Source organism: Streptomyces sp. NBC_00989, assembly GCF_045162655.1.
GTDB lineage: Bacteria > Actinomycetota > Actinomycetes > Streptomycetales > Streptomycetaceae > Streptomyces.
The window spans coordinates 5,629,755-5,649,590 of the sequence record NZ_CP108728.1; the positions used below are offsets into that span (position 1 = coordinate 5,629,755).

Sequence of the window (19,836 nt, forward strand, 5' to 3'; positions counted from 1 at the left end):
ACCCGGGAAGCGGCACACGAGAACAAGGACTTCAGAAGCAGCACCTGAGAAAGGGCAACCGCACCATGGACCCCGCACCCGCTCCCGGCCCCGTGGTGGTGACCGCGCGGCAGGACGGCACCCTGATCATCACGCTCAACCGGCCGCACGTCCGCAATGCCATCGACCGGCAACTGGCCGCCGCCGTCGACGCGGCCCTGACCGAGCTGGAGACGGACCCCGAACTCACCGTCGGCGTCCTCACCGGCAGCGGCGGGCACTTCTGTTCCGGCATGGACCTCAAGGCGTTCCCCACCGAGGGCGTTCCGGTCGTCGCCGACCGGGGGCTCGCGGGGCTGACCCGGGCCCGGATCCGCAAGCCTCTGATCGCCGCCGTCGAGGGCGCGGCCGTCGCCGGAGGCTTCGAACTCGCCCTCGCCTGCGACCTGGTGACCGCCGCCGACACCGCCTTCTTCGCGCTGCCCGAGGTGGCCCGCGGTCTGATCGCCGCCGAGGGCGGGGCCGTACGGCTGCCCGGCCGGCTGCCCCGTCACCTGGCCATGGAACTCCTGTTGACGGCCGCCCCGCTGCCGGCCGCGGCCGCGGCACAATACGGGCTGGTCAACCAACTGACCTCCGAGGGCAAGGCACTCGACGCCGCGCTCGCGCTCGCGGCCCGTGTCCAGGCGCACTCGCCGCAGGCCGTGCGCATCACCAAGCAGATCGTCCAGGACACCCACGGCCTGGCCGACCGCGCCGCGTTCGCCGTGCAGGACCCGCTCAGCGCGCCCGTGTTCGGCACGGCGTCGGCCGTCGAGGGCAGCCGCGCGTTCACCGAGAAACGCCCGCCCCGCTGGAGTGCCTGACCTACGGCGCCCAGGTCACCGGAAGTTCCCGCAGCCCGTACACGATGTTGTCCTGGTTGTAGGTGAGTCGGTCCGCCGGGACGGCGAGGCGCAGGGCGGGCAGGCGGCGGAGCAGCGTGGTGAGGACGGTCTGGAGTTCCACGCGGGCCAGGGTCTGGCCCAGGCACTGGTGGATGCCGTAGCCGAAGGCGACATGGCGGCGGGCGTCGCGGGTGAGGTCGAAGTTGCTTGCAGTGCCGAAGAGTTGCTCGTCGCGGTTGGCGGTGGACAGCATGCAGATCACGCCCTCGCCGGCCGGGATCGTCACCTCGCCCACCCGCACGGTCTCGGTCGCCGCTCGGCCGAGGCCCAGGTGGATGATCGTGAGGTGGCGCAGGAGTTCCTCCACGGCGCCGCGCACCAAGTCCGGGTTCTCGCGCAGGAGTTGTGCCTGGTCGGGGCGGCGCAGCAGGGCGAGCACGCTGACGGCCGTCATGTTGGCGGTGGACTCGTGCCCGGTGACCAGGAGCAGGAAGCCGAGCGACGCCGTCTCCTGGTCGGTCAGGTCCTCGCGGGCGGCGAGCCGGCTGAGGATGTCGTCACCGGGCTCGCGACGCTTGCGCTCCGCCAACTCCGCCAGGTAGCCCATGAGTTCGGTGTGCGCCCGCTCCGCCTCCGAGCGGGTGGTCCGGTTGTCGAGGAGGGTGCGGCTGAGCGACTGGAACAGGTCGTGGTCCTCGTACGGCACCCCGAGCATCAGACAGATGACCAGCGACGGGACCGGCAGCGCGAAGTCCGCCACCAGGTCGGCCGAGACGCGGCCCTCGGTCATGCGGTCCACGGCCCGGTCGACGATGTCCTGGATGCCGGGGCGCAGTTCCTCGATGCGCTTGACCAGGAAGTCCTTGGTGACCATACGGCGCAGCCGGGCGTGTTCGGGGTCGTCCATGCGGATGAAGCTCGGCTTGGCGGTGGCCAGTTCACGCTGCCCGGCGGAGAGGAACGGGAACCCGGGTGTGCGCGCGTCCGCGCTGAAGCGGGCGTCGGCCAGCACGGCCCGTACCTCGTCGTAGCCGGTGACCAGCCAGCACGCGGTGCCGTCCGGCAGCACGGCACGGGAGACGGCGGCCTCGCGGGCGGCGGCGGTGTAGGCGGGCGGGGGAGAGAAAGGGCAACTGCCGTAGGGGGCCGGGAGGTTGAGGGGCGGGGCGGTGAGGGTCGGGGCGGTCATGGGTGGGCTGTCTCCTCGTGGTCGACGAGCGTGATGGCTCCGCTGGGGCACAGGTCGGCGGCGAAGCGCACCTCGTCGGCGTACCGCGCGTCCGGCTCCGCGACGAGCAGGGCGACCCGGCCGTCCGACTCGTCCTGCTCGAACACCTCGGGCGCCGCGCCCACGCACTGGCCCGCGCTGCAACAGAGTTCGCGGTCCAGGAGCACGGTGAGCGAGGGCTGCCGGTCGGAGGGGGTGCGGAGGGTGTTGAGCGTGGTGCACATGGTGGCGGTCTGGCCGGCCAGGACCAGAAGTTCGACGAGTTGCTCGGGAGTGAGGGCGCGGGCCAGACGGTCCCAAAGGCCCTCCGGGATCGAGGCGTTGACGGCCAGCAGGTCCGCCGCCTCCAGGAGGGCGCGGTCCTCCGGCTGCCAGGGGTGGGTGGCCAGGCCGGCCGCCGTCGCGTCGATCTCCTCGTCCGTCAGCCCGGCGTCCGTGGCCCGGGTGCGGTGCCGCCCGTGGACGTAGGGGGCGTCGAGCCGGTGGGCGACTCGCAGGACGACCAACTCCCGTCCGCGGTGGCCGAGGGTGCCCTCATGGGTGAGGACACGGGCGAGGGAGAGCCAGGCGTGGGCCAGCACGGGGTGGTGGGCGAGGGTGCCGAACAGGTTCTCCCGGCCGGGCCCGTCCTGCCGGGAGTCGGCGAGCAACGACCGGAGGACCGGGGGCCATTCGGCAGGAGGGAGGGGCGGAATGCGCGGGGTGTGCGGGGTGCGGGTCGTGGTCATGGTGCCTTGTGCCTTCACGTTCGTACGGTGTCGGGGCCGGGGAGGTGTCGTGCTGGGCCGGCGGCGTTCACCAACGGCACACGACCACCCCCGCACTCGCCCCGCTAGCGAAGCCGAACATGCCGACCAGGTCCCCGCGTTGGAGGCGTCCGCTGTCGAGGGCGGCGGCGAGTTGGAGCGGGATGGTGTTGGTCGCCACGTTGCCGTGGGTGGGGAAGGTGGCCAGGATGCGGCCCGGGTCCACGCCCACCCAGTCGCAGACGACCTTGGTGAACGGCACCGACGGCTGGTGCACACAGACGAGGTCGAGGTCGTCGCCCTCGACACCCAACTCCCGCATCGCACCCCGCACTTTGCCGGGCAGCCCCTCGAACGACCCCACCAACTGGGCGGAGTCGATGCGGAGATGCCCGAGCCGGCGGTGCTGCGCGTACGGGTTGGGCAGGGTCGCCGCCCGCCAGCCCCAGGAGTTGGCGAAGAACCGCGAACCGAGGATGCCGGGCCGCTCCCCCGCCTCCACCAGCAGGGCCGAACCCATGTCGCCGGTGCTGAGGCTGGGCAGCGCGGTCAACAGGTCGGCGGGATCGTCCAGTTGCCAGCGACTCTCCCGGGTGCTGACCTCGGCGGTGGTCACCAGCACCCGCCGGTACTGCCCGCCGCGGATGAACGCGTCGGCGACCTCCAGCGCGTTGAGGACTCCGTTGCAGGCGTTCTTCAGGTCGAACACCGGGCAGCCCAGGCCGAGTTTGTCGGCGACGACATGGGCGGTGGCCGGCTCCTCCATGTCGGCGAGGATGCCGGCGTAGAGGAGCAGGTCCACGCCGCCCGGATCGGTCCCGGTGTCCTCGAACAGGCGCCGGGCCGCGTGCGCGGCCAGGTCGGAGGGCTGCTCCAGATCGTCGGCCACGGTGCGCTCGGCCAGCCCGTACATCCGCTGGAGCACCCCGCGCGACAGCGGCACGGCGGGGCTGCCCGCCCGGAATCGGTCCTCCACGGCGGCCACGCTCTGGCGTCCCTCGGGGATGTGGACGGTGGCGTGGACGATGGTGCTGTGAACGGTCATTGAGCCCTCTTCACTTCAATCCGGTTCAGCCCTCGGTCGGTTGTCGTCAGTCCCCGGCGGTGAGGAGGAGCACCACGTTGTGCCCGCCGAACCCGAAGGAGTGGCTGACGGCGGCCCGGACACGCTGTTCGCGGGGTGCGCCCGTGACGCAGTCCAGGTCGAAGGGGAGGTTGTCCGGGGCGAGGTTGGCGATCGGCGGGACGGTGGAGCGGTGGATGGTCAGGGCGGTGAGCGCCGCCTCGATCGCACCGGCCGCGCCGAGACCGTGCCCGAGAACTCCCTTGGCGGCGGTGACACTCGGCCGGTGCGGCAGCACCCGCGCGATCAACTCCGCCTCCGTCAGGTCGTTGAGCGGCGTCGAGGTCCCGTGCGCGTTGACGTGATCGACGTCCGCCGGGCGCAGCCCCGCCTCCGCGAGCGCCGACCGCAGCGCCGCCTCGGCGTGAACTCCCCCCGGGGCGGGGGCGGTCGGGTGATACGCGTCGGACGTCTGACCGGCCCCGGCGAGCCGGGCGTACCGCCGCCGGCCACGCGCCCGCGCGTCCGCCTCCCGTTCCAGGACGAGGATCGCGGCGCCCTCGGAGATCACGAACCCGTCCCGGTCCGCGGCGAACGGCCGTGAGGCGGCGGCGGGTTCGTCGACCCGGGACGACAGCGCGCCCATCCGCTGGAAGCCGGACGTGATCACCGGGGTGACGGCCGCCTCCGCGCCGCCCGCCACCGCGATGTCGCACAGCCCCGCGAGCAGCAGCCCCCGCGCGACGGCCAGGGCACTGGCCCCGGAGGCGCACGCGGTCTCGGTCGCCAGGGACGGACCATGGGCGCGGAGGTCCAACGACACTTCCCCGGCGGCCATGTTGGAGATCAGCATGGGCACCAGCGCGGGCGACACCAGCTCGGGGCCGCCCTGGTGGTGGCGGATCGTCTGGTCCTCCAGATGCGCGGCACCGGCCAGCCCCGAACCGATCACCACGGCGACCCGCGCCCCGTCCCACCCGGCCGGGTCGAGCCCGGCGTCGGCGACGGCCTCGCGCGCCGCGAGCACGGCGAGCTGACTGAACCGGCCCATCCGCCAGGCCTTCCCGCCGCCGATCCGGGCCTGCTCCGGGGTCATGAGCGGGATACGGCAGGACAAGTCCACGGCGCAGCCCTTGAGTTCGGGGTCCGTGGCACCGGCGGAACGCCCGCTCAGGACCCCCTTCCAGGTCTCCTCCCGGCCGACCCCGGCCGGGGTGATGAGCCCCAGGCCGGTGACGGACACGGGCACGGACGCCGCCTTCATCGCTCCCGCTTGGCGTTCAGCGCGGCGACGAGCTCACCCACGGTGCTGTTCTTGGCGGCCTCTTCCTCCGCAACCGGAACCCCGAGCTGCTCCTGGAGCGCCAGTGCGAGTTCGGCCAGCGCGAGCGAGTCGAGATCGAGGCTCTCCAGGGTGGCCTCCGGACGGATGCTCTCGGCGCTGACCTCGAACTTCTCGGTGAGTACGGCGGTCACGGCGGTCTGGGCGGGGGACATGGGGTTCCTTTCGACGGGGCGAGCGGGGCGAGTGGGGTGAGCGGGGTTCCGGAACCGAGTCGTCCGACCTGTTTTTTACAGAGCGGACGCCGGTGGACGGGGGCGACAGGCACGCCCGGGGACGGGCGGGTTGGTCTCAGCGAGGGCGGGTTTCAAGCGGGGTGGGTATCAGACGAGGCTGGTCTCGGGCAAAGTCGGTCTCAGGCGATCTCGGTCCGTGGGGCCAGGTCGGCGGCGGGTACGGCCGGGTCGACAGCGGGTACGGCCGCGGCATCTGTGACGCTCGCGTCGCCCTTGACGCTCATGTCACTCATGTCACTCGTGTCGCCCGTGTCGCCCGTGTCGACGTGTGGCACTGGCGGTAGCTCCGGCCACACCAGGGCCGCCGAGCCCCAGGTGAGTCCGGCGCCGAAGGCGGTCAGCAACAGCCGCTCCCCCGGCCGGAGTTCACCCCGCGCGGCGGCGTCGGCCAGGGCCAGCGGGATGGACGCGGCGCCGGTGTTGCCGACGCGCGCGATGTTGGTGACGTGCCGTTCGCCGGGTACCGGGATGCGGTCGCCGACGGCGGACAGGATGCGGGCGTTCGCCTGATGGGCGCAGAACCGGTCCACATCCCCGACCGCCCAGTCCGCGCGCTTGAGCACGGTGTGGGCGGACTGGGTCATACGGGTCACCGCATGCTGGAACACCTCGCGCCCCCGCATACGGAAGTAACGGTCGTCCGGGCCGAATTCACCGGGTCGGGAGCGTTCCCGCGCACCACCGCCGGGCACCTGGATCAGCTCCTCGCCCGAGCCGTCGCTGCCGAGGTCCAGCGCCAGTACGGCACCCGGCTCGTCGCGCTCACCACGCCGTAGGACCACCGCGGCCGCGCCGTCGCCGAACAGGATTCCGGCGGAACGATCCTGCGGGTCGAGCAGGGTCGAGTACACCTCGGCCGCGACCAGCAGGACACGGTCGGCACACCCCGAGGTCAGGGTGCCGACGGCGGCGGCGAGGCCGTAGACGAAACCGCTGCACGCGGCGGAGACGTCCCAGGCGGCGATCTCGCCGAGGCCGAGGCGGGTGGTCAGTCGGGGGGCCATGGCGGGCATCGGCCGGTCGGGGGTGGAGGTGGCGACGATCACGGCGTCGACCAGGGGTCCGCCGGCCATCGCGAGTGCGCGGCCGGCCGCCTCCAGTGCGAGGTCGCCGGTGGTCACACCCGGTGCCGCGCGGCGGCGTTCGCCGATGCCGGTGCGTCTGCGGACCCAGGCGTCGTCGACGTCCCACGCCGCGGGCAGGGCGTGGTTCGGCACCGCGTCCGGGGGGACGAAACCGGCGATGCCCTCGAGGACGGCCGTCTGCGGCGTTCTCAAGAGCGGGGCTGCGCTGGGCAGTCGGAAGGTCACACACGCCTCGATGGGGAAGTGATCTTGGACGAGCGTGCACGACTGTAGAACGGAAGAAGATCGCGGCGAGGGCGTGACGCGATGCGAACACGTGACCACTTTCGGCGCTTTTTTCGCAAACGTGCAGCTCAGAGAGCGAAGTGAGGAAACGTTACGTCTGTTATGTCCCCCGTAGATCACCCGAAAGAGGGCGGTTGGAGGCGGCCGTTCGACGCACAACCGCCCCCGGGGTCATGTCAGTTCGGGGAGGAGGCGCGAACCCGGCGCGCTGTGGAGTGAGTTCAGGGCGTGAGCTGCTGATGCCCTATGACGGAGAGGAGTTCGAGCTTGCCCTGGCTCTCCGTACCGGGGCGGGCGGTCATGACCACGAGGGTCTGGGCACGGTTCTCGGTGAACAGGACCTGCGCGTCCACGTCGATACGGCCGAGGGAGGGATGGAGGATCGTCTTGCTCTCGCCGTAGCGCTGGGCGACCTCCTGGAGTTCCCACACGCGGACGAACTCCGGGCTGCGTTCCCGGAGTTCGGCCACGATCCGGGCCGCCCGGGGGTCGCTGCCGCCGCCCGTGAGCGCGGCGCGCAGACGGGCCGCCTGGGTGCGGCTGTGCCGGGGGTGGTCCTCCTCCGGGTACACCAGCCGGTCGGCGGGGTCGGTGAACCAGCGGTAGTAGGCGCTGCGGGCCAGGCCCGTGTGGCGCGTCTGGTCGCCGAGGAGCGCGGTGGCGATCGGGTTCATGGCGAGGGTGTCGGCCATGTCGGTGAGCACGATCGCCGGGGTGTCGTCGTTCAGGCGCTCAAGGACCCGCAGCAGCGCCGGGCTGACGTGCTCGGAGCGCTGGAAGCGGACCGGGGCGTTGTGGCCGATGAGCGTGAAGAGGTGATCGCGCTCGTCCGGGGTGAGCCGTAGGGCCCGCGCGAGGGCGGTGGTGATCTGCACGGACGGCTGCGGGGCGCGCTGCTGCTCCAGGCGGGCGTAGTAGTCGGTGGACATGCCGGCGAGCTGGGCGACCTCCTCGCGGCGCAGCCCCCGCGTGCGCCGGCGCGGCCCCTCGACCAGCCCCACGTCACGGGGTCGCAGCTCCTCGCGCCGCCGTCGCAGGAACTCCGCCAGCTCTTTCCGCTCCATGCCCGCCCGCGCCCTTCCTCGTCGGAGACCTCCACCGTCGATCTCCAGCGTCGACCTCGACCGTCGGCCTCCGCCGTCGATCTCGACCTCGGCCTCGGCCTCCATCGTCGCCGCTTTCCGTCACCCCAGCCAGGGATCCCCGATCCATGGACAAGCCTTCCTCTCCCGCCCCCGCGCCCGCCTTCCTACGGTCGAGGCAGCGACGACCTGTGACCTGCAAGGAGAGACCCCCATGAAACTGACCGGCAACACCGTCCTGATCACCGGCGGCACCTCGGGCATCGGCCTCGGTCTGGCCCTGCGCCTGCACGAGGCCGGCAACAAGGTGATCGTCGCCGGCCGCCGCAGGGAACTGCTCGACGAGATCACGGCCGAGCACCCGGGCATCGAGGCGCTTGTCCTCGACGTCACGGACCCCGACTCGATCGCCCAGGCCCGTAAGACCGTGGCCGCGAGCCACCCCGCGCTGAACGTCCTGGTCAACAACGCCGGCATCATGCTCCGCGAGAACCTCCTCGACCCGGCGTCCCTCCCGGTCGCCGAGGACCACGTCACGGTCAACCTGCTCGGCACGATCCGGATGACGTACGCCTTCCTGCCGTTGCTGACCGGCAAGGACGACGCGGCCGTCCTGAACGTCACCTCCGCGCTGGCGTTCGTCCCGCTGCCGATCACCCCGACCTACAACGCGCCGAAGGCCGCGCTGCACTCCTTCTCCGAGAGCCTGCGCGTGCAGCTCGCCCAGGCCGACGCCGGCGTCCAGGTGATCGAGGTGGCTCCGCCGGGCGTGCGCACGACCATGCTGGACCAGGAGGACAACGAGAACTCGATGCCCCTGGGCGACTTCCTCACCGAGACCCTCGACCTGCTGCGGGCCGACCCCGACGCCAAGGAACTCGTCGTGGAACGCGCCCGGTTCGTGCGCGACGCGGAGTCGAACGGTTCGTACGACAACGTCCTCGCGATGCTCAGCGGCGTCTGACGGAAATCGAACGACAAGGACTGGCAAGGATCGGCAAGGACTGACGCGATGAAGCTCACGAACGAGGACACCGTCGCCATCACGAGGGTCCTGGCGCTGTGGGGCCACCTCATGGACGACCACCGGCTGGACCGCCTCGGTGAGGTGCTCGCCGAGGACGCGGTCCGGGACGGCAGCGCCTTCGGCTTCGAACCGGCCGTAGGACTGGAGGCGATCACCACCGTCCTGGGCGCGGCCGGGCACGCGCGGGCCCATCACACGACGAACGTGGTCGTGTCGGAAGAGGCGGGAGGGACGGGCGGGTCGAGTGACGAGGTGCGGGTCCGCTCCAAGGGCCTGGGCGTCGTCGACGGCGGCACCGTGATCAGTGTGGTCTACGACGACGAGGTGCGCCGTACGCCCGAAGGCTGGCGCATCTCCCGGCGCTCCATCCGCCTCACATGACCGGGACCGTCTTCAGGGATCACACCGTGGAGCTCTCGCGGGCGGGGGCGTTCCACTACCGCGAGGCGGGTGATCCGGACGCGCCGCCCGTCGTTCTCCTGCACGGGCTGATGTACGACGCGCGGGACTGGGACGAGGTCGCCCGTTTCCTCGCCGGGCACTTCCACGTGCTCGCGCTCACCCAGCGCGGCCACGGGGCGAGCGTCTGGCCGGGCACCTACTCCTTCGAGCTGGGCGGCGCCGATCTCGAAGCGTTCGCGGACGCGCTCGGCCTGGACCGTTTCACGCTGATCGGTCACTCCATGGGCGCGCGGGTCGGGTGCGTGTCCGCGGAGGGGCGGCCCGAGCGGGTCGAACGGATGGTGTGGGAGGACACCGCGCCCATCGACGTGGACTTCCCGGAGAGTTCCGGAGAGGTCCCGGGGGCATCGTCCTTCGACCTCGCCGCGGCCACCGCGCTCGTCCACCAGATCCACCATCCCGATCCGGCCTGGTGGAACGACCTCCCGAAGATCACGGCTCCGACCCTCATCATCGGTGGCGGGGCGAGCAGTTACACCCCGCAGGAGGGTCTGGCCGAGGCCGCCCGGCGCCTTCCCGCAGGTCGGCTGGTGACGATCGAGGGGGCCGGGCATCTGATCCATCGGAGCCGGCCGCGGGAGTACGAGGAGGCGCTACGGCGTTTTCTTCTGCCGGATTCTTCTGACGGGTTCTTCTGACGGACGGTGAGTGGAGAGGAGGCGGAGATGGACCCGGCCGAAGAGCACGCCGAACGGTCCGACGCCACCCGCAACAGGGTCCGGCTGCTGGAGGCCGCCGCCCGGCTGGTGGACGAACGGGGCGCGGAGCACGTGACGATGCACGAGGTGGCGGAGGCGGCCGGGGTCGGAAAGGGCACGCTGTTCCGGCGGTTCGGCGACCGGGACGGGCTGCTGCTCGCGTTGCTCGGTGAGGCCGAGGCCGATTTCCACGAGGCGTACACCTCGGGTCCGCCGCCGCTGGGACCGGGGGCGCCCGCGAGGGACCGGCTGACCGCGTTCGGCAGTGCCCTGATCGAACGGGTCACCGCCGACGCCGACTTGGGCGCCGAGCTGGGCCGGCAGGTCCTCCACGAACGCCGGCACGCCTCCGAGACCGGCCGCGCCTTCCACCTCCACGTCTCAACTCTCCTCCGGGAGACGGGAGTCGACGCGGACCCCGACATGCTCGCGCACGCGCTGCTCGCCTTCGCGAACTTCGAGACGGGGGACTATCTGCACGTCGGCTGCGGCATCCCGGTCGCCCGCCTCCAGGCCACCTGGGTGGACCTGGTGCGACGGGTGACCCACGACGGAACCGGGCCGACGGCGACTGTGAGAATGGGCCCATGAGCATCGTCAAGATCAACGTACTCACCGTCCCCGAGGAGCAGCGCGAGACGCTGGAGAAGCGCTTCGCGAACCGGGCCGGCACGGTGGACGGCTCGGACGGCTTCGAGTGGTTCGAACTCCTCCGCCCCGTCGAGGGCACCGACACCTACCTCGTCTACACGCGCTGGCGCGGCGAGGAGGACTTCCAGAACTGGATGTCGGGGATGGGGCAGGCGGCGCACCGGGGCGGGCCCGGGGGCGGGTCCGGGGAGGGATCCGCGCAGGGTGAGCGGCCCAAGCCCGCGGCGACGGACGCGACGCTGTGGACGTTCGAGGTGGTCCAGCAGGCGGGGCCCAAGGAGGGCTAGGGGTTCCGACCGGGAACGATCACCGGGGCGGGCGGTCGTCCGTGACCTGGATGGTGTCCTGGGATCAGGAAGGGCGGTCGGGCCGCCGCGGCGATGGGGCGACCGCCGAACCGGATGCCTTTCTCGCTGCGGAACCGGGCGCGCTCCCGTCGTTGGACGGCCAGGACGTCGGGGTGCCGGGCGTTCTGGTCGCGCCGGCGCGGACATCGGTGCGACTCGCGTGTCCGGACGGGGTGGTCGGGGTGGTGGGAGTTGGCGAGGGTGAACTGCCGCAGCGGCCCGACGTGCGCCTCGATCGGGTCCGCCCACGACGCCCCGGGAACAGCCCTCCACGACACCCTGACAGCAGCCTCCCTACGACGGCTCGCGCACAGCCGTACTCAGCTCGCGCAGCACCAGCGCCAGGTCGTCCGGCGCCGCCGCGAGCCTCACCGGCCGCCCCCCGTCGTCGAGTTCGGCGATGTGCCAGCCGCTGGGCACGGTGTCGCCGTCGCCGCCGCGCGCCCGTCGTACCGTCCGGACGGTGAGCCGTTCCACCGGGATCCGGCGGGCCGCGAACCGGCCCGGGCCCGGGGTCACCGCGGGCGGGCCGTCGCCGAGGGCGATGTGGGTGCCGAAGCCGTGCGGGTTGTAGTCGGTGTGCTCCAGGAACCGGGCGGACAGGAACACCTCCCCGTCCAACTCCGGTAGTGCGGCGGGCACTTCGGCCGGTCGGGGTGGGCGGACGCGGGTGGCCCGCCAGGCCCGGACGAAGAGCGCTGCCGTGCCGAGCGTGCCCGCCGCCGCCCACGTGATCGTCGCGGTCGAGGCGAACAGGGTCGTGGGATGGAGGTAGCAGAGGGGCACCAGCCACAGGGCCGTACCGGCGAGGACGAGCGTGAACGGCAGGGCGGAGGGCAGGACTTCGTCGCCGGGGAGGCGGCGGCCGCGCAGGCTCAGCAGCACCCGGGCGCCGGGGTAGCCCGCGGCGAGGGCGGCGAGCGCCGTGATGACGGCCAGTGCTCCGGCGGACTGGACGTGCCGGTGCCAGACGTAGCGCGAGCCGCTGACGGTCCTCACCTCGTCGCGCCAGAAGGTGAGTTGGACCTTGTCACCGGCGTGGAACCCCTCGGCGGCCTCGATCGGAACCGCCAGGCGCTCGAACGGCCGGTTGTCGGTGAAGTACACCCAGCTGGTCTTCTTGGGCCCGTTGGGGTCGGTCCGGGCGATCACGGCCGAGGTGTGGGTCAGGCACTCACCGCGCTGCGCGACCGGTGTCGCGGCGGTGCACGGGGTCGCCGCGTCCCAGGCCCGCTGATCGGCCGCGACGTCCGGCACGAACGCCGCGGCCACGCCCGCGCACACCAGCAGCGCCGCGCACCAGGCGGCCGCCACGACCGGCACGCTCCCGGCGGTACGGTCCGAGACCACGCGGAAGCGGGCCGACTCCGGGACGTCGGTTCCGTAGCGGCGGTGCAGTGCCCGCAGAGCTGTCAACTGCGCTTGGAAATGCGCGAGTTCGATGGGCCGGCCGACCGGCAGGGGCAGCGTCCGTCGGCGGCCGTCCCGCAGCAGCACGCTGACGCGACGGGTCTGTCCGCCCCGCGAGTTGCCGGTGTGCCGCAGCCGTATCTGGAGGTCCGCGACGTCGTACCAGGGCACGCTCCACCGCCGCAGCAACGTCCGCGACCGCAGACCGTGCGCGTCGGCGTCCACCCGGGCGGTGACCAGGTGGACCGCCACGAGTCCGACGAACGCGAGCGACGCGCCGACGGTCAGCCACAGCGCGTCCGGCCCGCGGTACACCGTCCACACCCCCGCGGCGCCCGCCCCCGCCGCGCCGGACGCGACGCAGAACCACAGGGCGCGGCGCGAGCGGGGACGGTAGATCACCTCACGGACTTCGGTCATGGCGACGACTGTTCCAGCCCCCGTACGGCAAGCGCTTGTGCGATCTCCGGCAGTGTTCCGGCAGGCCAGGTTGCTCACAGGAGGCAAGGAGAGGGCGAGAAGAAGGTGAGAAAAAAAGAGGCGCGGGAGATGTTTGATCCGCCGCGAAGCGGTGAGGCGAGCCGAATGCGTGCTTCTCCCACCGCCTCCGCCGAGACCTCCGGCTCCACCCAGGCCCACGGCTCCAGCCTGCCGTCCGCCACCCCCGCCACCGTCCCCGCGGCGGAGCGCGGACCCGGAAAGCAACGCGACCCCTTCTTCGACAACGCCAAATACCTGGCGATCGTGCTGGTGGCGATCGGTCACTCCTGGGAGCCGCTGCGCTCCGGCAGCCGTAGCGTCACCGCGTTGTACACGCTCGTCTACGCCGTGCACATGCCGGCGTTCATCGTGATCTCCGGGTACTTCTCGCGCAGCTTCCGGGCGACCCCGTCGCAGATCAGGCGGCTGCTGGGGGGAGTTGTCGTGCCGTACGTCGTGTTCGAGACGGCGTACACGCTCTACACGCGCTGGACCGACCACCAACCCGACCGCGCCATCAGCCTGTTGGACCCGCTGTATCTGACGTGGTTCCTGGCGGCGCTGTTCGTCTGGCGGCTGACCACGCCGATCTGGCGGCACGTGCGGCACCCGCTGGCGGTGGCACTGGTCATCGCGATGCTGGCGACGCTGTCCCCCTCCATCGGCAACGACCTCGATCTGCAACGGGTGTTGCAGTTCCTGCCGTACTTCGTGCTCGGTCTGTGCCTGAAGCCGGAGCACTTCCAGCTCGTACGGCGGCCGGAGGTACGGCAGTTGGCGGCAGTGGTGTTCGTGGTCGCGCTCGCGGTGGCGTACTGGGCGGTCCCGCGCTTCGACTACGCCTGGCTGTTCCACAACGCGAGCGCGGAGCAACTCGGCGCGCCCGCCTGGGAAGGGCCCCTGATGACGCCGGCCGTCTTCGTCTGCTCGACGCTCCTGGTCGCCTGCTTCCTCGCCTGGGTGCCGCGCCGCCGCACCTGGTTCACCGCACTGGGCGCGGGCACGCTCTACGGCTATCTCCTGCACGGTTTCGTCGCGCAGGGCGCCAAGTCCTGGGGCTGGTACGACCCTTCGTGGATGCGAGGCCCCCTCGGCGAGGTCACGGTGACCGTGGTCGCCGCGGTCGTCGTGACCGCGCTGTGCACCCCGCCGGTGCGGCGGCTCTTCCGCTTCGCCATGGAACCGGAGCTGCGGTGGGCCTTCCGCCGTGACGCGGCCGAACTGGCCCGCCCGTAGGGATGGTTGGGGTGGATCGGCGGGCCGGTCTCAGGACGTGAAGGTGACCACGGCCCGGGCCGGCGAGCGGAGCGCGTCCTGGAACAGGGTGGACCGCTCGACGGTGACGTCGACGGAGGTGCCGTTGGCGGCCGTCGAGTGGTACTGCCAGACGGGGACCCGCAGGGAGGTGCCGCACAGGCCGTCCGGCAGCGCGATCTTCTCGTCCGCGTTCCCCGCCTCGCCCTTGGTCCCGTACTTCTGGTCGAACAGGGCCTTCCCCTCCGGGAGGATGCCCGCGCGGTGCAGATAGTCCGGTGTCCTGCGGCTCAGGAACGTGACCTCGACGCTGCCGTTCCGGGTGAGGTAGTGGATGTCGGAGGCGTCGGCCGGAAGGGTCGCGCCTCCTGCGGTGATCACGCCCGGCAGCCGCAGGTCGCTCCCGTCGCACGCCCGGGCGTCCCCGAGCGGATGGAACAACTCGTCCCGCAGCAGCCAGGTACCCCCGCCGCCCACCGCCGCGAGCACGACCACACCGACCCCCAGCCACACCGGCACCCGCCGCCGCCCGGTCACAGCACTCATCAACGTCCCCTCGTTGAACGCCCCCTCGTCATGGCGAGCGCGAGCCTCCCAAACAGCGCGCGTGCGCGACAACCCCATAACTCCTTTCCCAGCTGTCACAGCCATGTCATACGCTGCTCCCAGCAGCCGCGCCCCGCGCGTCACCGCGTCTCTCATCCGCGGTCACGTCCGGGTGTTGCGCGGCGCTCTCAACTCCCGGTCCCCGGACCGGTTTTCCTTGTGGGGGGAACAGACAGGTGCGGATGCGCAGCATCTCGACCGCGACAGCGCTCGCGGTCCTTTTCGGTTCGGCGGCGCTCAGCGTCGTAGCGACAGGTACGGCCTCGGCGGCCACCGCCAACGTGGCCGCGCCCGGCGGTCTCGTCGCGGACGGCGCCCTCAAGCGGGTGTTCGTCGGCGACAGCTCGGCCGGGACGGTCGCGGCCACGGACTACTCGGGCAACGTCCTCGCCTCGGCGGGCGGCATCAGCGGGGTCAGCGCGCTGACCGTGTCCGACGACGGGGCGACCGTGTACGCGGCGGCCCAGGGCACGCACGAGATCGTGGCGCTCGACGCGGCCACCCTCGACGTCAAGGCCCGCTACCCGGTCACCACCGGCGAGGGCCCGCGTCACCTCGCCTTCTCCGCCGGCAAGGTGTGGTTCACCTACGGCGACCAGTGGGACGGCAACCTCGGTTCGGTCGACCCGGCGACGGACCCGGCGAGCGGCACCGACCCGGTCACGCTCGGACAGATGCCCGCGGGCGTCTCGATCTGGGACCCGGGCTTCCTCGACACCGCCGCGTCCCGGCCGGGCACGCTGGCCGTCGGCGAGACGGGCATCTCCACGGACTCGATGGCCGTCCTGGACGTCTCCGGCGCCACCCCGCAGACGGTCGCCTACTACAACCGCGACTACACGCTCAACAGCGGTATCTACGACATCGACCTGGTGCCCGGCGCCGACGAGGTGCTGGTCAACGGCTCGGTGCGGGACGCCTACGCGGACGGAAAGTTCACGCAGGCCGGCACCTACCCGAGCGGCCAGAACGCCGACATCGCCCCGGACGGGACGGTCGCGTCGGTCAGCGGCAACTCGATCATGACGTACAAGCCGAACGCCACGAAGGCCATCCGCACGTACGGCATCGGCTCCTACGGCACGGCCGACCTGACCTGGGCCCCGGACAACTCCCGGATCTTCGCGCTCGTCGGGAAGTCCGGCGGCGGCTACACGCTCAAGGCGCTGACCGACCCGGAGAAGAACGTCCCGACCCTCACGGTCAACGCCCCCTCCTCCGCGCCGCGCGCCAAGAAGCTCACCGTCACCGGCAAGCTCTCGGCGACGGTCGCGCTGCCCGCCGGCGCGAAGCTCCAGGTCACGCGCACCGACCTGGAGTCCACGAAGGGCAAGGCGCTGCCCACCGTCACGGTGAAGGCGAACGGCACCTACTCCTTCACCGACACCCCGCCGGCCGGCGGCACCGTCACGTACAAGGTGAGCTACGCGGGCGACGCCGGGCACGCGGCGGTCAGCGCCTCCGACAAGGTCGCCGTCTCCCGCTCGGCGACGACCTTGAGCCTGAACAACAACGGCAAGCTGTACTCGTACGGCGCCGACGTGAAGTTCACCGCGCACCTCGGCAAGACGTACAAGAACCGCACGGTCGCGATCTACTCGGACCCCTTCGGCGGCGACAAGCCGAAGAAGCTGGTCAAGACCGGCAAGGTCAACTCCAGCGGCAACATCACGGTGACCGTGGACATGACCCGCGACACCGCCGTCTCCGCGGTCTTCGCCGGTGACGCCCGGTACGCGTCCAAGACGGTGAAGGCCACGGCGTACGCCAAGGTCAAGGTCTCCACCGCGATCACCAAGCACTACAAGAAGGCGAAGATCGGCTCGACGTCGTACTACTGGTTCCACAAGAACTCGGCGCCGGTCGTCACCACGACGATGACCTACTACCAGAACCGCCAGGAGCGGCTCGACCTGCAGGTCTACTACAACGGCCGGTGGTACGACTCCGACTCCGAGTACTTCGGCCTGGGCACGAACGGCAAGGTCGCCGTGAACCTCGGCGCCCCCGGCGAGTCCGGCATCAAGGCCCGCATCCGGGCCGCGTACATCAACGGTTCGTCCGGCGACAACGTCAACTCGACGACGTACACCGGCTGGAAGTACCTGTACTTCTCCAACTAGCCCCCGGTTCACAGAAGTTCATAGAAGTTCACCGAGCTTCATCGGTGCACGGCAGCTCCGTCTCGACGACCAGAGGTCCTCGGGCGGAGCTGCCCGCATGTTCGGCGGCTACACCGCGTCCAGGCCCGTCATGAGCTGTCCGTACGCCCCCTCCGCGGCGCTGACCGCGTCGTCGTACGCGTCGGCGGCGGTGCGGCCGGAGGCCATCGTCCGCCAGTTCTCCAGGGCCAGTTCCTGCTGTGCGGCGATCAGGTGGGTCGCGGCCAGGCGGCGGATGAACGGGGTGGAGCCGCCGGAGCCGGGGAGGGCGTCGGCGAGCGCGTCGATCTCCTGGCTCCGGAAGCGCTGCACCAGACCGGTCTGGAGGCTCGGCGTGCCGTACAGCAGGTCCATGAAGCCGAGCACGTCCGGGTGGTCGTTCAGGCCGGTGATCGGGTCGCGTGCGGCGAGGCGGGCAAGGAAGTGGGCGCGCAGGGCGGCCGTGGGGGTCTGGCCGGGCGGGCGCTCGCCCACGACGCGCGCCGCTTCGCCCAGGTGGTCGGCGAAGCGGTGCAGGACCAGGTCCTCCTTGGTCGGGAAGTACCGGAACAGCGTGGCCTTGGAGATCTCGGCCGCCGCCGCGACCTCGACGACGGACACCTCGTCGAAGCCCTTCTCGCGGAAGAGGCGCAGGGCTTCCTGCGCGATGAGGTTCCGCGTGCGTTCCTTCTTGCGCTCGCGCAGACCGGCGGGTTCGTCCATGCCGATCACTTTACCAGGCGAGTGAGACTCGGGTTCGGATGAGACCGAGAATCTTCTGAGACCTGGTTGCATTTTCTTCTCGTCCGGTGTTCCCTGGAAGCAGTTCGATGCGACTGGACGCAACGACGACGAGAGGACCGCCATGAGCGACGACGACGTCCTGATCGTGGGCGCCGGACCCACCGGCCTCACCCTTGCCATCGAGCTGGCCCGGCGCGGCGCGGGGGTGCGGATCGTGGACGCGGCCCCGGTCCCGCACCGGGAGTCCCGGGGCAAGGGGCTGCAACCACGCACCCTGGAGGTCCTGGAGGACGTCGGTGTCACCGGGCGCGCCCTCGCCACCGGGACGACACGGCTGCCGTTCCGCAAGTACTTCGACGGCGCGCACGTGAACGACACCGACCCCTTCGCGGACGCCCGCCCCACACCCGACGCGCCGTACGAGCGAGGGGTCCTCATAGGGCAGTGGCAGGTGGAGGAACTCCTGCGCGAACGGCTCGCCGAGTTCGGGGTCACCGTCGAACCCGGCACGGAGGTCACCGGGTTCGAGCAGGACGCGGACGGTGTCACGGCCGTCCTCGCCGACGGGGAGCGCATCAGGGCCGGCCATCTGGTCGGCTGCGACGGCGGGCGCAGCCGGGTGCGCAAGGCGATGGGGGCGCGCTTCGACGGTACGACGGAGGAGACCCAGTCGATGGTCGTCGGGGACGTCGAGGCCGAGGGAATCGGCCGGGACGTCTGGCACCAGTGGTTCACGTCGGACGGGGGCGGGGTGGCGCTGTGCCCCATGCCCGGCACGAACTCCTTCCAGTTCCAGGCGAGTCCCGAACTCGACGCGAGCGGTGAGGTGTTGCCGCCCACGCTGGAGAGCTTCCAGCGGATCTTCGACCGGTACGCGCGCGTGCCCGGCATCACGCTGACCGACCCGACCTGGCTCTCCGTCTGGCGGGTCAACGTCCGCATGACCGACCGGATGCGCGCCGGCCGGGTCTTCCTGGCCGGGGACGCCGCCCACGTCCACCCGATCGCGGGCGGACTCGGCATGAACACGGGTATCCAGGACGCCTACAACCTGGGCTGGAAGCTCGCCCTCGCGACCGCCGGGCGGGCCGGACCCGGACTCCTGGACACCTACGAGGAGGAGCGCCTCCCGGTGGCCGCCTGGACCCTGGGCGTCAGCACCGAGCTGTACGCCCGCGTGCTCGAAGCGGTCAAGGAACCCGGCGTCGGTGTGGAGGCCGCCGCCCCGCCCCCGATGGGCACCGGCTACCGCTGGAGCTCCCTCGCCGCCGCGACCACCCCCGCCACCACCGGCGACCCCGCCGTCCTGCGCCCCGGCGACCGCGCCCCCGACGCCCCCTGCCTGGACGCCTCGGGCAACCCGGTCCGGCTCTTCCAGCTGTACGCGGACCCCCGCTTCACCCTGCTCGGCTTCGGCACCGAAGTCGCCGACGCGGTGGGCAAGTTGGCGGCCGAGCACGACGACCTGCTCCAGGCGTGCACCGTGGACGGCGGTGACCTGCGGGACCACGAGGGGCACGCGCGGCGGGCGTACGGCGTCACCGGCCCGGCACTCGTCCTGATCCGCCCCGACAACCACGTGGCACTGCTGACCCGGGACCCGGCCGAGGTGACGAGCTACCTGTCACAGATCACCACATTCCCCCCAAAAGAGTGATACTCGGAGTATGAGCATGGCAACGTATGAACTGCTGGCCGCGTCGCACAACACCCTCGACGTGGGCGCCGCCTTCCTCGGTGGCCTGGTGATCGCGGGCGCACTGGTCTGGGCCATACATTTCGGCATGAAGATCCGGGACCAGGAACTTCCCCGGCCGCTCCCCGAGGAGCAGCCCCACCTCCCCGTCGGCGGCGCCGTCCACGAGATGCGCGAGATGCGGGAACCCGACGAGATGCCCGTCGCCTCACAGGAGAAGGAGCGGCTGATGCCGTACCAGCTCCATCACTCCGGAACCAGAACGGGCAAGGACCAGAGCCGGCTGCGCTGGCTGCCCGGGAGGAGCGGTTCCTTCGGCGGGGGCGGCATAGGCCACGTGTGACCGTGACCGGCGGGTGACTGTGTGACCGCGTGACGGTGTGACCG

General features: G+C 71.5%; 20 protein-coding genes and 1 pseudogene. 10 read left to right on the plus strand and 11 right to left on the minus strand.

Translation table 11 applies throughout. From position 1 onward, the window contains the following. The first annotated feature begins 65 nt into the window (after nucleotides 1–65). Complete coding sequence (locus tag OG714_RS24660; RefSeq protein WP_406124107.1) at nucleotides 66–845, plus strand: crotonase/enoyl-CoA hydratase family protein; 780 nt, start codon at nucleotides 66–68, stop codon at nucleotides 843–845. A 1-nt stretch (nucleotide 846) separates the two neighbouring features. Here the strand turns inward: OG714_RS24660 and OG714_RS24665 are convergent, their stop codons facing one another. The 7 genes from OG714_RS24665 to OG714_RS24695 form a co-directional block, all read right to left on the minus strand. Then, nucleotides 847–2,055: a cytochrome P450 gene (locus tag OG714_RS24665; RefSeq protein ID WP_406124109.1), complete on the minus strand. Its 1,209-nt coding sequence runs from the start codon at nucleotides 2,053–2,055 to the stop codon at nucleotides 847–849. Next, on the minus strand, nucleotides 2,052–2,822 hold the full coding sequence (locus tag OG714_RS24670) for a (4Fe-4S)-binding protein (RefSeq protein ID WP_406124110.1): 771 nt from the start codon (nucleotides 2,820–2,822) through the stop codon (nucleotides 2,052–2,054). Before OG714_RS24670 ends, OG714_RS24665 begins: the two co-directional genes overlap by 4 nt. Nucleotides 2,823–2,889: 67 nt before the next feature. Further along, nucleotides 2,890–3,885: a 3-oxoacyl-ACP synthase III family protein gene (locus tag OG714_RS24675; protein WP_406124112.1), complete on the minus strand. Its 996-nt coding sequence runs from the start codon at nucleotides 3,883–3,885 to the stop codon at nucleotides 2,890–2,892. A gap of 46 nt (nucleotides 3,886–3,931) precedes the next feature. Then, nucleotides 3,932–5,167 (minus strand): beta-ketoacyl-[acyl-carrier-protein] synthase family protein, encoded by a 1,236-nt coding sequence (locus OG714_RS24680; protein WP_406124114.1) that lies wholly within the window; start codon nucleotides 5,165–5,167, stop codon nucleotides 3,932–3,934. Then, on the minus strand, nucleotides 5,164–5,400 hold the full coding sequence (locus tag OG714_RS24685) for a phosphopantetheine-binding protein (RefSeq protein WP_393750860.1): 237 nt from the start codon (nucleotides 5,398–5,400) through the stop codon (nucleotides 5,164–5,166). The genes OG714_RS24680 and OG714_RS24685 overlap by 4 nt, the downstream gene beginning before the upstream one ends. A 200-nt stretch (nucleotides 5,401–5,600) precedes the next feature. Next, a complete protein-coding gene (locus tag OG714_RS24690) occupies nucleotides 5,601–6,791 on the minus strand; it encodes a beta-ketoacyl-ACP synthase III (RefSeq protein WP_406124115.1) in 1,191 nt (396 codons plus the stop codon). Nucleotides 6,792–7,072: 281 nt separating this feature from the next. Beyond that, nucleotides 7,073–7,915, minus strand: a complete 843-nt coding sequence (locus tag OG714_RS24695) for a helix-turn-helix transcriptional regulator (protein WP_406131934.1) — start codon at nucleotides 7,913–7,915, stop codon at nucleotides 7,073–7,075. Between the two features lie 232 nt (nucleotides 7,916–8,147). Between OG714_RS24695 and OG714_RS24700 the strand changes: the two genes are divergently transcribed. The 5 genes from OG714_RS24700 to OG714_RS24720 are packed head-to-tail and all read left to right on the plus strand — an operon-like array spanning nucleotide 8,148 to nucleotide 11,058. Further along, nucleotides 8,148–8,897: an SDR family oxidoreductase gene (locus tag OG714_RS24700; protein WP_406124117.1), complete on the plus strand. Its 750-nt coding sequence runs from the start codon at nucleotides 8,148–8,150 to the stop codon at nucleotides 8,895–8,897. A gap of 48 nt (nucleotides 8,898–8,945) precedes the next feature. Continuing rightward, nucleotides 8,946–9,341 (plus strand): nuclear transport factor 2 family protein, encoded by a 396-nt coding sequence (locus OG714_RS24705; protein WP_406124119.1) that lies wholly within the window; start codon nucleotides 8,946–8,948, stop codon nucleotides 9,339–9,341. Beyond that, the gene (locus tag OG714_RS24710) at nucleotides 9,338–10,060 is read left to right on the plus strand and encodes an alpha/beta fold hydrolase (RefSeq protein WP_406124120.1); all 723 of its coding nucleotides are present in this window, start codon (nucleotides 9,338–9,340) and stop codon (nucleotides 10,058–10,060) included. The genes OG714_RS24705 and OG714_RS24710 overlap by 4 nt, the downstream gene beginning before the upstream one ends. Before the next feature lie 27 nt (nucleotides 10,061–10,087). Beyond that, complete coding sequence (locus OG714_RS24715) at nucleotides 10,088–10,711, plus strand: TetR/AcrR family transcriptional regulator (protein ID WP_406124122.1); 624 nt, start codon at nucleotides 10,088–10,090, stop codon at nucleotides 10,709–10,711. Then, nucleotides 10,708–11,058 carry an antibiotic biosynthesis monooxygenase family protein gene (locus OG714_RS24720; RefSeq protein ID WP_406124124.1) on the plus strand — a complete coding sequence of 117 codons (351 nt, stop codon included), beginning with the start codon at nucleotides 10,708–10,710 and terminating at the stop codon, nucleotides 11,056–11,058. Before OG714_RS24715 ends, OG714_RS24720 begins: the two co-directional genes overlap by 4 nt. A gap of 98 nt (nucleotides 11,059–11,156) precedes the next feature. Here OG714_RS24720 and OG714_RS24725 read toward each other — a convergent pair. Continuing rightward, a pseudogene (locus OG714_RS24725) lies at nucleotides 11,157–11,372 on the minus strand (IS630 family transposase); the annotation flags it as partial. Nucleotides 11,373–11,412: 40 nt separating this feature from the next. Continuing rightward, entirely contained in the window at nucleotides 11,413–12,948 is a 1,536-nt protein-coding gene (locus OG714_RS24730; RefSeq protein WP_406124125.1) for a PH domain-containing protein, read from the minus strand. Between the two features lie 165 nt (nucleotides 12,949–13,113). Between OG714_RS24730 and OG714_RS24735 the strand changes: the two genes are divergently transcribed. Beyond that, a complete protein-coding gene (locus tag OG714_RS24735) occupies nucleotides 13,114–14,244 on the plus strand; it encodes an acyltransferase family protein (RefSeq protein WP_406124127.1) in 1,131 nt (376 codons plus the stop codon). Between the two features lie 30 nt (nucleotides 14,245–14,274). On the opposite strand, the gene OG714_RS24740 is transcribed toward OG714_RS24735, so the two are convergent. Beyond that, on the minus strand, nucleotides 14,275–14,808 hold the full coding sequence (locus tag OG714_RS24740; RefSeq protein WP_406124129.1) for a hypothetical protein: 534 nt from the start codon (nucleotides 14,806–14,808) through the stop codon (nucleotides 14,275–14,277). Between the two features lie 242 nt (nucleotides 14,809–15,050). Between OG714_RS24740 and OG714_RS24745 the strand changes: the two genes are divergently transcribed. Next, the gene (locus tag OG714_RS24745; RefSeq protein ID WP_406124131.1) at nucleotides 15,051–16,991 is read left to right on the plus strand and encodes a YncE family protein; all 1,941 of its coding nucleotides are present in this window, start codon (nucleotides 15,051–15,053) and stop codon (nucleotides 16,989–16,991) included. A 108-nt stretch (nucleotides 16,992–17,099) separates the two neighbouring features. On the opposite strand, the gene OG714_RS24750 is transcribed toward OG714_RS24745, so the two are convergent. Continuing rightward, on the minus strand, nucleotides 17,100–17,732 hold the full coding sequence (locus tag OG714_RS24750; RefSeq protein WP_406124133.1) for a TetR/AcrR family transcriptional regulator: 633 nt from the start codon (nucleotides 17,730–17,732) through the stop codon (nucleotides 17,100–17,102). A 142-nt stretch (nucleotides 17,733–17,874) separates the two neighbouring features. On the opposite strand from OG714_RS24750, the gene OG714_RS24755 reads away from it, so the two are divergent. Continuing rightward, nucleotides 17,875–19,410, plus strand: a complete 1,536-nt coding sequence (locus tag OG714_RS24755; RefSeq protein WP_406124134.1) for an FAD-dependent monooxygenase — start codon at nucleotides 17,875–17,877, stop codon at nucleotides 19,408–19,410. A 10-nt stretch (nucleotides 19,411–19,420) separates the two neighbouring features. Continuing rightward, a complete protein-coding gene (locus OG714_RS24760; protein ID WP_406124135.1) occupies nucleotides 19,421–19,792 on the plus strand; it encodes a DUF6479 family protein in 372 nt (123 codons plus the stop codon). The last annotated feature ends 44 nt before the right edge of the window (nucleotides 19,793–19,836 follow it).

Excerpts from the sequence above, each read along its gene's own strand:
- OG714_RS24755 (WP_406124134.1), top strand. The coding sequence starts at position 17,875 with ATGAGCGACGACGACGTCCTGATCGTGGGCGCCGGACCCACCGGCCTC.
- OG714_RS24705 (WP_406124119.1), top strand. The coding sequence starts at position 8,946 with ATGAAGCTCACGAACGAGGACACCGTCGCCATCACGAGGGTCCTGGCG.
- OG714_RS24740 (WP_406124129.1), bottom strand. The coding sequence starts at position 14,808 with ATGAGTGCTGTGACCGGGCGGCGGCGGGTGCCGGTGTGGCTGGGGGTC.
- OG714_RS24750 (WP_406124133.1), bottom strand. The coding sequence starts at position 17,732 with ATGGACGAACCCGCCGGTCTGCGCGAGCGCAAGAAGGAACGCACGCGG.
- OG714_RS24670 (WP_406124110.1), bottom strand. The coding sequence starts at position 2,822 with ATGACCACGACCCGCACCCCGCACACCCCGCGCATTCCGCCCCTCCCT.
- OG714_RS24685 (WP_393750860.1), bottom strand. The coding sequence starts at position 5,400 with ATGTCCCCCGCCCAGACCGCCGTGACCGCCGTACTCACCGAGAAGTTC.
- OG714_RS24720 (WP_406124124.1), top strand. The coding sequence starts at position 10,708 with ATGAGCATCGTCAAGATCAACGTACTCACCGTCCCCGAGGAGCAGCGC.
- OG714_RS24665 (WP_406124109.1), bottom strand. The coding sequence starts at position 2,055 with ATGACCGCCCCGACCCTCACCGCCCCGCCCCTCAACCTCCCGGCCCCC.
- OG714_RS24715 (WP_406124122.1), top strand. The coding sequence starts at position 10,088 with ATGGACCCGGCCGAAGAGCACGCCGAACGGTCCGACGCCACCCGCAAC.
- OG714_RS24695 (WP_406131934.1), bottom strand. The coding sequence starts at position 7,915 with ATGGAGCGGAAAGAGCTGGCGGAGTTCCTGCGACGGCGGCGCGAGGAG.
- OG714_RS24710 (WP_406124120.1), top strand. The coding sequence starts at position 9,338 with ATGACCGGGACCGTCTTCAGGGATCACACCGTGGAGCTCTCGCGGGCG.
- OG714_RS24730 (WP_406124125.1), bottom strand. The coding sequence starts at position 12,948 with ATGACCGAAGTCCGTGAGGTGATCTACCGTCCCCGCTCGCGCCGCGCC.
- OG714_RS24700 (WP_406124117.1), top strand. The coding sequence starts at position 8,148 with ATGAAACTGACCGGCAACACCGTCCTGATCACCGGCGGCACCTCGGGC.
- OG714_RS24680 (WP_406124114.1), bottom strand. The coding sequence starts at position 5,167 with ATGAAGGCGGCGTCCGTGCCCGTGTCCGTCACCGGCCTGGGGCTCATC.
- OG714_RS24675 (WP_406124112.1), bottom strand. The coding sequence starts at position 3,885 with ATGACCGTTCACAGCACCATCGTCCACGCCACCGTCCACATCCCCGAG.
- OG714_RS24735 (WP_406124127.1), top strand. The coding sequence starts at position 13,114 with ATGCGTGCTTCTCCCACCGCCTCCGCCGAGACCTCCGGCTCCACCCAG.
- OG714_RS24660 (WP_406124107.1), top strand. The coding sequence starts at position 66 with ATGGACCCCGCACCCGCTCCCGGCCCCGTGGTGGTGACCGCGCGGCAG.
- OG714_RS24760 (WP_406124135.1), top strand. The coding sequence starts at position 19,421 with ATGAGCATGGCAACGTATGAACTGCTGGCCGCGTCGCACAACACCCTC.
- OG714_RS24745 (WP_406124131.1), top strand. The coding sequence starts at position 15,051 with ATGCGCAGCATCTCGACCGCGACAGCGCTCGCGGTCCTTTTCGGTTCG.